The sequence below is a fragment of the Falsiroseomonas sp. genome, from assembly GCF_051859025.1.
In the GTDB taxonomy this organism is placed as follows: domain Bacteria; phylum Pseudomonadota; class Alphaproteobacteria; order Acetobacterales; family Acetobacteraceae; genus Falsiroseomonas.
In genome coordinates this window covers 1-14,504 of record NZ_JBHYGL010000038.1, presented here as the reverse complement: position 1 = coordinate 14,504, position 14,504 = coordinate 1, and the positions used below count along the sequence as shown (strand labels likewise).

12 protein-coding genes are annotated in these 14,504 nt (G+C 71.2%); all 12 read right to left on the bottom strand.

The genetic code is table 11. The annotated features are described in order from the left end of the window. Positions 1-72: 72 nt before the first annotated feature. Positions 73-777, bottom strand: coding sequence for an RES family NAD+ phosphorylase (locus ACTIE5_RS24690; RefSeq protein WP_439552390.1), 705 nt, complete (start codon positions 775-777; stop codon positions 73-75). Beyond that, complete coding sequence (locus ACTIE5_RS24685; protein WP_439552389.1) at positions 774-1,205, bottom strand: antitoxin Xre-like helix-turn-helix domain-containing protein; 432 nt, start codon at positions 1,203-1,205, stop codon at positions 774-776. Before ACTIE5_RS24685 ends, ACTIE5_RS24690 begins: the two co-directional genes overlap by 4 nt. A gap of 60 nt (positions 1,206-1,265) precedes the next feature. Then, positions 1,266-2,039 carry an ABC transporter ATP-binding protein gene (locus ACTIE5_RS24680; protein WP_439552388.1) on the bottom strand — a complete coding sequence of 258 codons (774 nt, stop codon included), beginning with the start codon at positions 2,037-2,039 and terminating at the stop codon, positions 1,266-1,268. Beyond that, on the bottom strand, positions 2,036-2,821 hold the full coding sequence (locus tag ACTIE5_RS24675) for an MlaE family ABC transporter permease (RefSeq protein ID WP_439552387.1): 786 nt from the start codon (positions 2,819-2,821) through the stop codon (positions 2,036-2,038). Before ACTIE5_RS24675 ends, ACTIE5_RS24680 begins: the two co-directional genes overlap by 4 nt. A 5-nt stretch (positions 2,822-2,826) precedes the next feature. After that, positions 2,827-3,927 (bottom strand): alanine racemase, encoded by a 1,101-nt coding sequence (alr, locus tag ACTIE5_RS24670; protein ID WP_439552386.1) that lies wholly within the window; start codon positions 3,925-3,927, stop codon positions 2,827-2,829. Next, positions 3,927-4,391, bottom strand: coding sequence for a GNAT family N-acetyltransferase (locus ACTIE5_RS24665; RefSeq protein ID WP_439552385.1), 465 nt, complete (start codon positions 4,389-4,391; stop codon positions 3,927-3,929). Before ACTIE5_RS24665 ends, alr begins: the two co-directional genes overlap by 1 nt. After that, on the bottom strand, positions 4,381-5,910 hold the full coding sequence (locus tag ACTIE5_RS24660; RefSeq protein ID WP_439552384.1) for a replicative DNA helicase: 1,530 nt from the start codon (positions 5,908-5,910) through the stop codon (positions 4,381-4,383). The genes ACTIE5_RS24665 and ACTIE5_RS24660 overlap by 11 nt, the downstream gene beginning before the upstream one ends. 235 nt (positions 5,911-6,145) lie before the next feature. Beyond that, positions 6,146-6,718: a 50S ribosomal protein L9 gene (gene rplI / locus ACTIE5_RS24655; protein ID WP_439552383.1), complete on the bottom strand. Its 573-nt coding sequence runs from the start codon at positions 6,716-6,718 to the stop codon at positions 6,146-6,148. Positions 6,719-6,730: 12 nt separating this feature from the next. After that, positions 6,731-7,684: a hypothetical protein gene (locus ACTIE5_RS24650; protein WP_439552382.1), complete on the bottom strand. Its 954-nt coding sequence runs from the start codon at positions 7,682-7,684 to the stop codon at positions 6,731-6,733. Between the two features lie 31 nt (positions 7,685-7,715). Next, positions 7,716-8,003, bottom strand: coding sequence for a 30S ribosomal protein S18 (gene rpsR, locus ACTIE5_RS24645; RefSeq protein ID WP_439552381.1), 288 nt, complete (start codon positions 8,001-8,003; stop codon positions 7,716-7,718). 6 nt (positions 8,004-8,009) lie between these two features. After that, positions 8,010-8,486, bottom strand: coding sequence for a 30S ribosomal protein S6 (gene rpsF, locus ACTIE5_RS24640; protein WP_092962570.1), 477 nt, complete (start codon positions 8,484-8,486; stop codon positions 8,010-8,012). 169 nt (positions 8,487-8,655) lie between these two features. Further along, positions 8,656-14,504 (bottom strand): hypothetical protein (locus ACTIE5_RS24635; protein ID WP_439552380.1); only part of this gene is annotated, 5,849 nt, incomplete at its 5' end.

Below are 14,504 nucleotides of genomic sequence, written 5' to 3'. Positions count from 1 at the left end.
TGCAGGGGGACGCCGTCCCCCCGCCCCCCCGGCCAGGGCCGCGCCGGCCCTGGACCGTCTTCAGCGGGGCCCCTACGCCGTCACCTGTTCCACCACCGGCTCCGGCTTCCCCGCCCAGCGCAGCCGCCAGATCGCGCCCTGCGCTGGGGACTGCACGGCATGGGGCCACAGCGCCACCAGGCAAATGCCGCCGGGATCGCGCAGAGAGGGATAGAGGATCCCGTTATGCCCCGCCGCCATCACCGCCTCCGCCAGCGCGTTACCCGCGGGGTAGCCCCGCGCGGGCTCGGGATGCAGGCAATCCGGCGGCGGCGCGACCTCCCGCAGATCGAGGAAGGCGCCGGCGAAGGCAGCATGCATCTCCACATACTCGACCGTTGCGTCGAAGATGCCGGTGTCCCGCAAATGGTTCGTCAGGTGGAAGCTCACCTCCGCCAGCGCCGTCCCCAGCGCCATCGCCGCATACCAGGCACCGCGCGCCGGGCCGTTGAACCGGTTGAGCGACCGCGGCTTCGCATAGGCGAAGGCGGCGTTGACGAAGGCGGCATGCGGCACGCGGCCGACCAGATCCTCCGGCGGCAGGCCGGGAAGCCGGCCGGAAGCGGCGCCGAGCCGGGCGCTGGTGGCACCCTCCAGCCGCGCCAGCAGATCGAGTTCCTCTGCCGTATCGGCCAGCGCCTTCAGCACCGCCTCCCGCAGCCGGGCCGTCGTCACCAGGCGGATGGTCCGCGGCAGCGCCTGCAGCCGGACGGGAAAGCCCGCGACGGGCGGGATCACAGCCCGCCGCGCATCGCATCCACCAGGCGCCGCGCCTCGATCATGCCGGGAATGCCGTCCTCCGCCATGGCGACCAGCGGCGTGCGGCCACCGAATAGCGGGTTGCGGTTGGGCAGCCCCGGCCAGCGATCCGCCATCCCATCCGCGAACAGCAAATGCAGCCCCTTGTAGAGGCCGATCAGCGCGGAGGCCCGGGTCAGCTGGTCCTGCGACAAGGTGCCCGCCCAGCGCCCGGCGCGCATGCGGTCCCAGGTGGTGGCGGAAACGCCAAGCAGCGTGGCGGCGTCCTGCCCCGTCACCCCCCAGGCCTCCAGCAGCCGCTTCAGCGCCTTGAGCGCCACGGGGGTGAATTGCGCGCGCTCGGCCTCGCTGGCGAAGTTCGGGAGCAGGGCGGGCGGCGTGGCAGGGTGGTGCAGCGTGGCGGACATGGCGGCCTCCAACTGACGGAGAAAGTGGCGTCAGCTGGTGCCGCGTTCAAGCGCTGGCCGCTACTTCCGCAGCTCCATCTGGATCGGCCCCTCGCGCTCCCCGCGCGCGAACTGGTCCACCATGGCGTTGCCGGTCTCCCCCAGCGTCGCCGCGGCCCCGCGCCAGACGATCCGGCCCTTGTGGATCATCGCGGCATCGTCGCCGATGCGGCGCGCGCTCGCCATGTCATGGGTGATGGACACGGCAGTCGCGCCCAGCTTCTCCACGCAATCAACGATCAGCCCGTCGATCACCGCGCCCATGATGGGGTCGAGCCCCGTGGTCGGTTCGTCGAGGAAGATGATGTCGGGCTCGGCCGCGATGGCACGGGCCAGGCCGACGCGCTTCTGCATGCCGCCCGAAAGCTCGGACGGTGAGAGATCGCCGACGCTGGCGGCCAGGCCCACCTGCGCCAGCACCTCCGCCGCCTTGTCCCGCGCCTTGGCGCGCGTGATGCGGCGCTGGGCCAGCAGCTTGAAGCAGACATTCTCCCAGACCGGCAGGCTGTCGAACAGCGCGCCGTTCTGGAACAGCATGCCGATGCGGTCGTTCAGCGCCGCCCGCTCCGCCGGCTTCATCGTGGCGACATCGCGGCCATCGATCTCGATGGTGCCGGCATCGGGCTTGATGAGGCCGAGGACGCATTTCAGCGTCACGGATTTCCCGGACCCCGATCCCCCCAGGATCACCATCGAATGGCGCGCCCGGATATCCAGGTCCACGCCATCCAGCACCACCTTCGGGCCGAAGGCTTTCGTCAGCCCGCGCAGGCGGATCTTCGGGGTGTCGCTCATCTCGCGAACAGGATCGCGGTCAGGATGTAGTCGGTCACGAAGATCAGGATGGAGGACGCCACCACGGCGGAGGTCGTCGCCCGCCCCACGCCCTGCGCGCCACCGCCGGACTGATACCCCGCCCAGCACCCCATCAGCGTGATGATGAAGCCGAACACCGCGGCCTTGATGAGGCCCGAGACCACATCCGACATATGCAGGAAATCGAAGGTCGATTTCAGATAGGCGCCGGAGGCAAAGCCCAGCTGCTGCGTGCCGATCAGCCAGCCCCCCATCACGCCCAATATGTCCGCGACGATGACCAGCAGCGGCAGCGCCAGCGTCCCCGCCAGGATGCGTGGCGTGACCAGGTATTTCATCGGGTCGGTGGAGAGCGTGCTCAACGCGTCGATCTGGTCCGTCACCCGCATGGTGCCGATTTCCGCCGCGAAGGCCGCGCCGATGCGCCCGGCCACCATCAGCCCCGCCAGCACCGGCCCCAATTCGCGCGTGATGGACAGCACCACCACATTCGCCACCGCCCCTTCCGCGTTGAAGCGGGAGAAGCCGGTATAGGATTGCAACGCCAGCACCATGCCGGTGAAGACCGCCGTCAGCGCCACCACCGGCAGGCTGAACCAGGCGATCTCGATGAAATGCTTCAGGAACAGCCGCCCATGGAAGGGCGGCCGCACCAGGTGGCTGATCGCCTCCCCCGCGAAGATCGCGATGGCGCCGATCGACCGCAGGAAGCCGATGACGACCCGGCCGAGCGCCGCGGTCAGGTCCAGGGTGCGATCCAAGGCGATCAGGCGCCGCCGCTATACAGCCGCGCATAGCGCGCGCCGAGGCTGGTCAGCACCTCATACCCGATGGTGCCGCAGCGCGCCGCGATATCATCCGGCGTGTTCCCCAACCCTTCAGGCCCGGGCCCGCCGACCAGCATCACGCTGTCGCCGACCCGGGCTTCCGGCACGTCCGTCACGTCGAAGGTGGTCAGATCCATCGATACCCGGCCTATGAGCGGCACGGCCTGCCCGCGCAGCTGCGCGAAAGACCGCCCGGAGAGGCTCCGAAAGTAGCCATCGGCATAGCCTGCCGCAACGGTTGCAACCCGCCGGGGTTCCTTCGCCGCCCAGGAAGCCCCGTAACCAACGGTATCACCGGCGGCGATGTCCCGGATCTGCAGCACCGGCACCTCCAGCACCACCACCTGACGCATCGGGTTCGGGGCCCCGGGCGTGGGGTTGATGCCATAGAGCGCGCAGCCCGGCCGGGCGAGGTCGGAGGCGAAGTCAGCGCCCAGGAACAGCCCCGAGGAATTGGCGAAGCTCCGCCCGACCCCCGGCGCGATCCGCGCCGCGGCCACCGCGAACAGCGCGGCCTGCCGGGCGTTCAGGGGGTGCGCTGCCTCATCCGCGCAGGCGAGGTGCGTCATCACGTAGCGCAAATCGATCCCGTCCAGGCGGCCGCGCTCCGCCGCCAGGCGCGCCTGCTCCCCGGCATCGAGCCCGAGCCGCGCCATCCCGGTATCGAGGTGCAGCAGCGCCGGGCGCGCCACGCCATCCGCCCGCCCGGCCGCCGCATGAGCCTCCACATCGCCAAGTCCGTTCAGCACGGGCCACAGCCCCGCATCGCCATCCGCCCCGGGCGGGAAGCCGTTCAGCACGATGATGGCGGGGCCCGCGCCCAGCGCCTGGCGCAGCGCCAGCCCCTCCGTCAGATGCGCCACGAAGAAGGTGCCGCAGCCGGCGTCGCGCAGTGCGATTCCCACCGCGGCCGCGCCCAGCCCATAGCCATCCGCCTTCACCACCCCCGCGCAGGGCGCGCCATGCCGGGCGACGAGGTCACGCCAATTGGCGACGATGGCGCCGAGGTCGATGCGCAAGGCACCCTGTCCGGGAACCATCAGAGGTCCTGCCGATAGACGATGAAGCCCGACCGTTCCGCCACCCCGTCATACAGGCGCTGCGCCACCGCATTGCTTTCATGGGTGTGCCAGTAGACCCGCCGCGCCCCGGCGGCGCGGGCGCGGGCATAGACGCCCTCGATCAGCGCCCGCCCGATGCCCCTGCCACGGATTTCCGGCGCGGCGAACAGGTCCTGCAGGTAGCAGGTCGGCCCGACCAGGCCCGTGTTGCGGTGGAAGATGATGTGGGCCAGGCCGACCAGCCGGCCCTCCAGCTCCGCCACCAGCGCCTCCATCGGCTCCATGCCGTCGAAGAAGCGCTCCCAGGTCGCCTCCGTCAGCGATGCGGGCGGCGCGCTATCCCCCGCCCTTCCGTAGAACTCGTTGTAGCCATGCCAGAGCGGCAGCCAGCCCGCGAAATCGCCGGGCACGGCCTGGCGCACGGCCAGCGCCTCAGTCGCCATAGCCGCCGCCATCATGCGTCTGGTCGAGGTCGCCGAAGCGCGTGAACTCGCCCTCGAAGAACAGCTTGATCGTGCCCGTGGGGCCGTGGCGCTGCTTGGCGATGATCAGCTCCGCCTTGTTGTGCGCGCCCTCCATGTCCTTCTGCCACTTCTCCATGGCCTCATGGAGCTTCTGCGGATTCTCGAAGTTCAGCTCCTTCGGCTGGCGCTGCGCCAGGTAGTATTCGTCGCGGTAGACGAACATCACCATGTCCGCGTCCTGCTCGATCGATCCGGATTCGCGCAGGTCGCTCAGCTGCGGCCGCTTGTCCTCCCGGCTCTCCACCTGGCGGGAGAGCTGGGACAGCGCGATGACCGGGATCGACAACTCCTTCGCGATCGCCTTCAGCCCCTGGGTGATCATGCTGATTTCCAGCACGCGGCTTTCGGGCCTGGTCCCCGCCGCTGGGCGCATCAGCTGGAGGTAGTCGACCACCACCAGATCGAGCCCCCTGGTGCGCTGCAGGCGGCGGCAGCGCGTGCGCAGCGCGCTGATGGTGATGGCCGGCGTGTCGTCGATCCACAGCGGCAGCGACTGCAATTCGCGGCTGACCTCGAGGAACTTGTCGAAATCCCGCTGCATGATGTCGCCGCGGCGGATGCGGTCGCCGCTGATCCGGGCTTCTTCCGACAGCAATCGGGTCGCCAGCTGGTCGGCGCTCATTTCCAGGGAGAAGATCGCGACGCCGCCGCGCGGGATCGCGTTCGGATCATTCTCCCGTGCCTTGCGCAGGATGCTGCGCGCGGCGCCGAAGGCGATCTTGGTGGCGAGCGCGGTCTTGCCCATGGCCGGACGGCCCGCGAGGATCAGCAAATCCGACCGGTGCAGCCCGCCGGTCTTGGCATCGTAGTCGCGCAGCCCCGTGGACAGGCCGCTGACGCCGCCGGGGTTGGAGAAGGCGGTGGCGGCATGTTGGACGGCGGTGGCCAGCGCCTTCTCGAAATGCACGAAGCCGCCGTCCGAGCCATTGTCCTTGGCCAGGTCGAACAGCGCCTGTTCCGCCGATTCCAACTGCTGGCGGCCATCCAGCTCCGGCTCCGCCCCGAAGGCGCGGTTGACGATGACCTCGCCGAGATCGACCAGCTGGCGCCGCATCCAGGCGTCATGGATGACCTTGCCGTATTCGCCGGCATTGATGATGCCGACCATGGCGGTCAGCAGCTGGCCCAGATAGGCGGTGCCGCCCACCTCATCCAGCAGGCCGTTATGCTCGAACTCCGCGCGCAGCGTGACGGCATCCGCCAGCTGCCCGGCCTCGATCCGCCGCTGGATGGCGCCATAGATGCGGCCATGCACGGGGTCGGCGAAATGGTCGGGGGCGAGGAATTCGCTGACCCGCTCATAGGCCTTGTTGTTGGCCAGCAGGGCGCCCAGCAGCGCCTGCTCAGCCTCCGGGTTCTGCGGCGGCAGGCGCTGCGATAGGCCGAGGAGGCCATCGCCGCCGAAGGCGGGGCTGGGAGGGGCGCCGAAGGTGTTCATGCCGGCATCATAGCGCGGCGGAGCCGGCGGGCGCGCCCCCGTCTGGCGGGGGCAGCCTGTGGATAACGGGGATGGAAGGCGGCCCGGGCCAAAAAGCCGAAGGGGCCAAAAAGAAACGGGGAGGGCGCCGCCCTCCCCGCCAGCTCAAAAAGAAACGGGGAGGGCGCTGCCCTCCCCGTGCCCCACCCGCCAGGGGCGAACCGCCCCTGGACAGTCTTCAATAAGCCAGGCTGGCTCAGTCGCGCTCGGAAGCGGCGCCGAGTTCGGCCAGCTCGGCGGCCAGCTCGGCCTCCAGGCTCTCTTCCTCGGCCTGGTCGGCAGCGCGCAGATCCTCGCCACGAGCCTGCTTCTCGGCTTCCTCGACGGACCGCGCGACATTCACGCCGACTGGGATGGAAACCTCGGGGTGCAGGGCGACGCGGACCTGGGACATGCCCAGCGTCTTGATCGGCTGCTCCAGCAGAACCTGGCTGCGGTCCAGCGTCAGGCCGGAAGACTTGCACGCATCGGCGATGTCACGGCCGGAGACGGAGCCATACAGGCTGCCGCTTTCGCCGGCAGACCGGATGATGACGACCGACAGGCCGTGCACCCGCTCCGCGATCCGCTCCGCTTCCTCGCGCTTCTTGAGGTTCAGCGCCTCCAGCTGCGCGCGCTCGCGCTCGAACCGCGCGAGGTTGTCCTTATTGGCGCGGATCGCCTTGCCCTGCGGCAACAGGAAGTTGCGCGCATAGCCCGGGCGGACCTTCACCAATTCGCCCATCTGGCCGAGCTTCTCGACCCTTTGCATCAGGATGACTTCGATCATGGCTGCACCGTTTCAGCGCTGGGGGGGCGGCGCATCGCGCCGGCCCCGTGTTCCGTTGAGGATATCGAAAAGGCCGTAACCCGTGACGGCCAGCGCCACCGGGACGGACATGATGAGAAGCGCCGCATAGGCGCCGCCCAGAACCATGGGCCGGCCGCGCAGCGTGCTCGTGGCACGATGGAACCCGGCCAACCCATGCAGGAAGACCGGCACCAGCAGCGCCAGCAGCAGCGAAAGCTCCACCGCGTCGCTGCCCTCATCCGCCACCAGCCAGAGGCCGAGGGCGAGCGCGGGCAGGGCCGCATACCAGGCCGGCAGCCGGGCTTCGCGGAAGGCAGGGCGCGCGGCGATGATGCCGAGGCGGACCAGCAGGCCCGCCGCGGCCGCGGCATTCACCAGCAGGGCCATCGCGACCCAGAAGCCGATGGCGGCCGCCTTCACCCGCACGAGTTCCGCGACGATGCCCTGGGAAGGCGGCAGCCCCATGCGGGACATCGCCTGCTCCACGGCGCCGCGCAGCGCACCCTCCATGCCGCCCGGCATGTCGGACAGCAGCCAGGCCGCCACCGCGACCCCCACCGCCGGCAGGATGCCCAGCAGGGTGAAGGGCACGGCAAGGTCGGGCGTGCCCGCGGGCCCGCGCCGGGCCGAAAGGACCAGAGCCGCCGCCGGCGCGCCGAAGATGCCGAGGAACAGCCCGGCGCCCAGGCTGGAACCGACGGCCATGAGCGCGACCAGCGCCACGCCCACCGCGCCGAGCACGGCGAAGGCGCCGAAGCCGATGCCCGCCATGAACAGCGGCAGCGGCGCCAGCCACAGGGTCATCGCGCCACCCGGCATGCCCCGGAAGCCCCACAGGGTGAGGACCGCGGCGGCAAGCCCGGCGGCGCCCGCGGCAAGCCAGCGGGGATCGGACGCGATGCGCCGATCCTCCCCCGTATCCTGCCGCGTGCTGTCCGCCGTCATGTCGCCCCCGGCCCGCTACCCCGGCCGCCCGTCAGTCGTTGATGACGTAGGGCAGCAGGGCCAGGAAGCGCGCGCGCTTGATGGCGTTCGCCAGCTCGCGCTGCTTCTTCGCGCTCACCGCCGTGATGCGGCTCGGCACGATCTTGCCGCGCTCCGACAGGAAGCGGGACAGCAGGCGGACGTCCTTGTAGTCGATCTTCGGCGCCTGGGGGCCGGAGAAGGGGCAGGACTTGCGGCGGCGGTAGAACGGCCGGCGGGCGCCCACGGCGGGGCGGCGCATGGCGGGGTTCAGCGAAATCTCTTCGTTGCGATCGGACATTTCAGATCACTCCTCGCCCGGGCCCATGTCGAGTTCTTCACGCGGACGCGCGCGGTATTCCTCGCGGTCATCGCGTTCGCGCCCGCCGCCGGTGCGGCCGGAGCTGAAGCGGCCGGCGGGGCGGGGGCCGCGGAAGCCGCGGTCACGCTCCCGGTCCTCGCCACGGCGGGCCAGGATGGCGGAAGGCGCCTCGTCGATCGTCTCGATCCGCAGCGTCAGGCTGCGCAGCACGTCCTCATGCAGGCCGAGCTGGCGCTCGACTTCCTGCATCGCCGCGGGCGGCGCGGAGATGCCGAGGAGCATGTAATGCGCCTTGCGGTTCTTCTTGATCTTGTAGGCGAGGCCACGGAGGCCCCAGTATTCCTGCTTCTTGACCTCGCCGCCCTGCTCGCCGAGCGTCGTCGCCACCTGGGCGGCGATTGCCTCGACCTGCTGTTGCGTGATGTCGTTGCGCGCCATGAGCACGCATTCATACAAGGGCATCGGGTCCCTCCGGCTGTCTCAGCCCAGCGTGCCCCGGCACCATGCCAGGGTTACGCGCGAACGGGCATAGCCGGGACCGATGCCTCGGGTCCCGGCAGGGAAGCGGGGCGTAAAGCACGCCCGCCCCGCCGGGGCAAGAAATGAATCGGGCGGAGGGGCCCGCCGCCCCCTACGGATCCAGCAGGATGTTCGCCGCCGTCAGCACCGGGCTGGCGGAAAGGGTCGCGATCACCACCGCCGCCCCCGCCCCGTCGCCATCCCCGTCATAGCGCAGCACCCCAGCCGTGCTGTCGTACAGGAAGCGCTGCGTGGCCGTGCTGGCCGCCGCCAGTCCGGCGCCGGCGGCGAAGGCGCCGGGGTCCAGCGCCCCGGACCCGCCGCCGAAAGCGCTGCCCAGGAAGACCAGCCGGTCATCCGCCACGGAGAAGCCCGCGATGGTGTCGCCACCCTCCGTCGCATCGCCCCAGTAGAAGCGGTCGGCATCCGCGCCGCCGGAGAGGCTGTCCGCCCCCGCGCCGCCCCACAGCGTATCCGCCCCCACGCCGCCCGCCAGCGTATCGCCCAGCGCCCCGCCAGCCAGGCTGTCCGCCCCCGCGCTGCCGGTGATGGCATTGGCCAGCGCATTGCCCGCCAGCACCTGGCCGCTGCCGGTGCCGACCAGCCGCTCCACCTCCGCCCCCAGCGTGTAGCTGGCCAGGCTGGTGCGGACCGTGTCGCCCGTGCCGCCGCCCGCGGCTTCCAGCACCAGGTCGCCGGCATCGTCGATGATGTAGGTGTCGTTGGACGCACCGCCCACCAGGCTGTCCGCCCCCGTCCCGCCATCCAGCGTATCGGCGCCGTTGTTGCCGGCCAGGGTATCCAGGCCGCCCCCGCCCAGCAGGCTGTCCCCGGCGCCACCGCCGCTGATCAGGTTGTCCCCGCTATTGCCCGACAGGGTCTGCGCCCCGGCGCTGGTGCCGATCAGGGTCTCGACCTCCGCGACCCCGGCCAGGCTGAAGGTGGTCAGCGCCGTGCGGATCGAATCCGTCCCTTCCCCGGCCAGTTCCAGCACCAGGTCCAGCAGGTCCCCCACCAGGTAGACATCGTTGCCCAGGCCGCCGGCCAGCGTATCCGCCCCCGCCGCGCCATCCAGCGTATCCGCACCGGCCTCGCCGGACAGCAGATCCCCGCCCGTCCCGCCATCGATGTCGTTGCCAAGGCCATTGCCGGCCAGCGTCTGCCCGCCCGTGCCGATGCCGGTCAGGTTCTCGACCTCCGCGCCCAGGGCGTAGCTGGACAGGGTGGTGCGCACCCGGTCGGCCGTGCCGCCGCCCGCGAGTTCCAGCACCGCGTCGCCCGCATCGTCCACGACATAGATGTCGGAGGAGCCGCCCCCCGCCATGCTGTCGGCCCCCAGGCCGCCATCCAGCGTATCGCCCCCCGTATTGCCCACCAGCGTATCCGCGCCGCCGAAGCCGGAGAGGCTGTCGGACCCGCTATTGCCGGTGATGACGTTGTCGCCACCCTGGCCGGACAGGGTCTGCCCGCCGGTGGAGGTGCCGGTCAGGTTCTCGACCTCCGCCGCCAGGGCTAGGCTGGCCAGTGCGGTGCGGATGGTGTCCGTCCCCTCCCCGGCCGCTTCCCACACCAGGTCGCCGGCGGTGTCGATGACGTAGACATCGTCGCCGATCCCGCCCGCCAGGCTGTCCGCCCCCGCCCCGCCATCCAGCGTATCCGCGCCGAGCCCGCCTTCCAGCGTATCGCCGCCGCCCGCGCCGATGACGCTGTTGGCGCCGTCATTGCCGGCCAGCACCTGCCCGATGCCGAGGCCGCGCAGATGCTCGATGGCCGAGAGGCCCGCGATCGAATAGCTGGACAGGGTGGTGCGGATCTGGTCGGCGCTGTCGCTGCCCGTCTCCTCCACCGCATCGCCCGCATCGTCGATGAGATAGAGGTCGTTGCCGGTGCCGCCCGAGAGGCTGTCCGCCCCCGCCCCGCCATCCAGCGTATCCGCGCCCGCCGTGCCGATGATGGTGTTGGCGCCTGCATTGCCCGTCAGCGCCTGCGCCGTGCCGGTGCCGAGGAGGATCTCCGCCTCCGCCGCCAGCGTGTGGCTGGCCAGCGCGGTGCGGACGCTGTCCGTGCCTTCGCCCGCCTGCTCCAGCAGCACATCGCCGGCATTGTCGAGGATGTAGAGGTCGTCGCCGATCCCGCCCGCCAGGCTGTCCGCCCCCGCCCCGCCATCCAGCGTATCCCCGCCGCCCAGGCCCAGCAGCGTGTCGGTGCCGCTGCCGCCGGTGATGCGGTTGTCCTCGCCTTGCCCCGCCAGGACTTGGCTGGTGCCGATGCCGGTCAGGTTCTCCACCCCGGTCGCCAGCGCGTAGCTGGCGGCGGAGGCGCGGATGAGGTCCGTGCCCTCTCCGCCCAGTTCGATGACCACGTCGCCGGCATCGTCGGCGAGGTAGGTATCGTCCCCCGCGCCGCCCTGCATCGTATCGGCGCCGCTGCCGCCATTCAGGCTGTCCGCGCCGGCATCCGAGACCAGGCTGTCATTGCCCCCGCCGCCCGAGAGCGTGTCGGCCCCGCCACCCCCCGCGATGGTGTTGTCGAGTGCATTGCCCGCCAGGGACTGCGCGCCCGCGCTGCCTTCCAGCACCTCGGCATCCGCCGCCAGCGTGTAGCCCGCCAGGTCAGTGCGGACCGTGTCCAGGCCGCCCGTATCGGCGATGGCATCGGTCGCGCTGTCGATGACGTAGACATCATCGCCGAGTCCGCCCGCCAGGCTGTCCGCCCCCGCCCCGCCATCCAGCGTATCGGCGCCCGCTGTGCCGCTGATGGTGTTGGCGCCGCCATTGCCCGTCAGCGCCTGCGCGCTGCCGGTGCCGGTCAGGATCTCGACATTCGCCGCCAGCGTGTGGGCGGCAAGCGCCGTGCGGACCTCATCCGTGCCCGCGCCCACGACCGTGCTTTCCAGCACCGCATCGCCGGCATCGTCGAGGAAGTAGAGGTCGTTGCCGGCGCCGCCCGAGAGGCTGTCCGCCCCTGCCCCGCCATCCAGCGTATCGGCGCCCGCGGTGCCGCTGATGGTGTTGGCGCCCGCATTGCCCGTCAGCGCCTGCGCGCTGCCCGTGCCGATAAGCAGTTCAACCTCCGCCGCCAGCGAGTAGCCGGCCAGCGCGGTGCGGACCGCGTCCGTGCCCTCGCCCGCCTGCTCCAGCACCCCATCGCCGGCATCGTCGACGACATAGGCATCATTGCCCTCGCCGCCGGCCATGGTATCCGCGCCGCCGCCGCCATTCAGGCTGTCCGCGCCCAGCCCGCCGGACAGGCTGTCATCGCCCAGGTCGCCCGCCAGCGTATCGGCGCCGCTGCCACCGGCGATGGTGTTCGCCAGGGCATTGCCCAGCAGGGTCTGGTTCGTGCCCGTGCCGACCAGCACCTCGATCACCGAGGCCAGCGTATGCGTCGCGAGCGTCGTGCGCACGGTGTCGAGGCCGCCCGTATCGGCGATGGCATCGGTCGCGCTGTCGATGACGTAGACATCGTCGCCGAGCCCACCCGAGAGGCTGTCCGCCCCCGCGCCACCATCCAGCGTATCCGCCCCCGCCGTGCCGCTGATGGTATTGGCGCCCGCATTGCCCGTCAGCGCCTGCGCGCTGCCCGTGCCGGTCAGGATCTCGACATTCGCCGCCAGCGTATGGGCCGCCAGCGCCGTGCGGACCTCATCCGTGCCCGCGCCCACGACCGTGCTTTCCAGCACCGCATCGCCCGCATCGTCGACAAAGTAGAGGTCGTTGCCGAGCCCGCCCGAGAGACTGTCCGCCCCCGCCCCGCCATCCAGCGTATCGGCCCCCGCCGTGCCGCTGAGGGTGTTCGCGCCCGTATTCCCCGTCAGCGCCTGCGCCGTGCCCGTACCGATGAGCAATTCGACTTCCGCCGCCAGCGTATGGCTGGCCAGGGCGGTGCGGACCGTATCCGTGCCCTCGCCCGCCTGCTCCAGCACCCCATCGCCGGCATCGTCCACGACATAGGCATCACTGCCCGCGCCACCGGTCATGGCATCCGCGCCCGTCCCGCCATCCAGCGTATCGCCGCCCGCCGTGCCGATGATGGTGTTGACGCCCGCATTGCCCGTCAGAGTCTGCGCCGCACCGGTACCGAGAAGGATCTCCGCATCCACAGCCAAGGTGTAAGCGGCCAGCGTGGTGCGCACCGTGTCGATCCCGCCCGTATCGGCGATGGCATCGGTCGCGCTGTCGATGACGTAGACATCGTCGCCGAGCCCACCCGAGAGGCTGTCCGCCCCCGCGCCACCATCCAGCGTATCCGCCCCCGCCGTGCCGCTGATGGTATTGGCGCCCGCATTGCCCGTCAGCGCCTGCGCGCTGCCCGTGCCGGTCAGGATCTCGACATTCGCCGCCAGCGTATGGGCCGCCAGCGCCGTGCGGACCTCATCCGTGCCCGCGCCCACGACCGTGCTTTCCAGCACCGCATCGCCGGCATCGTCGAGGAAGTAGAGGTCGTTGCCGGCGCCGCCCGAGAGGCTGTCCGCCCCTGCCCCGCCATCCAGCGTATCGGCGCCCGCGGTGCCGCTGATGGTGTTGGCGCCCGCATTGCCCGTCAGCGCCTGCGCGCTGCCCGTGCCGATAAGCAGTTCAACCTCCGCCGCCAGCGAGTAGCCGGCCAGCGCGGTGCGGACCGCGTCCGTGCCCTCGCCCGCCTGCTCCAGCACCCCATCGCCGGCATCGTCGACGACATAGGCATCATTGCCCTCGCCACCGGCCAGGCTGTCGCCCCCCGCCGCGCCGTCCAGCGTATCCGCGCCGGCCGTTCCGATGATGGTGTTGGCACCCGCATTGCCCGTCAGCGCCTGTGCGCTGCCGGTGCCCACCAGCACCTCGATCCCCGCCGCCAGCGTATGCGCCGCGATCATCGTGCGCACGGTGTCGAGGCCGCCCGTATCGGCGATGGCATCGGTCGCGCTGTCGATGACGTAGACATCGTCGCCGAGCCCGCCCGCCAGGCTGTCCGCCCCCGCGCCGCCATCCAGCGTATCGGCCCCCGCCGTGCCGCTGATGATGTTGGCGCCCGCATTGCCCGTCAGCGCCTGCGCGCTACCCGTGCCGACCAGCACCTCGACCTCCGCCGCCAGCGTGTAGGTAGCCAGGGAGACGCGGACCGTGTCGGTGCCCGCGGCCGCGGCCTCCAGCAACTGGTCGCCGGCATCGTCCAGGACATAGCTGTCATCGCCGCCGCCGCCGGCCAGGCTGTCTGCGCCCGTGCCGCCATCCAGCGTATCGCCCCCGGCGCCACCAGCCAGCGTATCCGCGCCGTCGAAGCCGGCCAGGCTGTTCGCACCGGCCGCGGCGCGGATGACATTCGCCCCGGCATGGCCCGCCAGCACCTGGCCGCTGCCCGTGCCCGTCAGGTGCTCGATCGCCGCCGCCAGCGTGTAGGCGGCAAGGCCGGTCTGCACGAGGTCGGTGCCACCCAGCAGATCCTCGGTGATGATGTCCCCGGCATCGTCCACGCCGTAGGTATCGTTGCCCGCGCCGCCCGCCATGCTGTCCTGGCCGGCACCACCCACCAGGCTGTCCGCCGCCGCGTCGCCAGCCAGGCTGTCATTGCCCGCCCCGCCCGAGAGCGTATCCGCGCCGCCGCCGCCGGTGATCGTATTGTCCAGCCCGTTGCCGGACAGGGCCTGCGCCGCGGCGGTGCCCAGCAGCACCTCCACCTCCGCCGCCAGGCCATGCGCCGCCAGCGCGGTGCGGACGGTATCGAGGCCCGCATTCGCGGCCTCCACCACCACATCGCCGACATTGTCGAGGATGAAGACATCGTCGCCGTCACCGCCGAGGAGGCGATCCGCCCCCACCCCGCCATCCAGCGTATCCGCGCCCGCCGTGCCGGTGATGGTGTTGGCACCCGCATTGCCCGTCAGCGACTGCGCGCTGCCCGTGCCGGCCAGGTTCTCGACATTCGTGGCCAGCGTATAGGCCGCCAGCGCGGTGCGGACCGTATCCGCCGTCCCGCCCGCCG

Bases quoted from the DNA above. Each gene is read 5' to 3' on its own strand.
- ACTIE5_RS24685 (WP_439552389.1), bottom strand. From the start codon at position 1,205: ATGTCCGCCACGCTGCACCACCCTGCCACGCCGCCCGCCCTGCTCCCG.
- ACTIE5_RS24680 (WP_439552388.1), bottom strand. From the start codon at position 2,039: ATGAGCGACACCCCGAAGATCCGCCTGCGCGGGCTGACGAAAGCCTTC.
- alr (WP_439552386.1), bottom strand. From the start codon at position 3,927: ATGGTTCCCGGACAGGGTGCCTTGCGCATCGACCTCGGCGCCATCGTC.
- ACTIE5_RS24665 (WP_439552385.1), bottom strand. From the start codon at position 4,391: ATGGCGACTGAGGCGCTGGCCGTGCGCCAGGCCGTGCCCGGCGATTTC.
- ACTIE5_RS24660 (WP_439552384.1), bottom strand. From the start codon at position 5,910: ATGAACACCTTCGGCGCCCCTCCCAGCCCCGCCTTCGGCGGCGATGGC.
- rplI (WP_439552383.1), bottom strand. From the start codon at position 6,718: ATGATCGAAGTCATCCTGATGCAAAGGGTCGAGAAGCTCGGCCAGATG.
- ACTIE5_RS24650 (WP_439552382.1), bottom strand. From the start codon at position 7,684: ATGACGGCGGACAGCACGCGGCAGGATACGGGGGAGGATCGGCGCATC.
- rpsR (WP_439552381.1), bottom strand. From the start codon at position 8,003: ATGTCCGATCGCAACGAAGAGATTTCGCTGAACCCCGCCATGCGCCGC.
- rpsF (WP_092962570.1), bottom strand. From the start codon at position 8,486: ATGCCCTTGTATGAATGCGTGCTCATGGCGCGCAACGACATCACGCAA.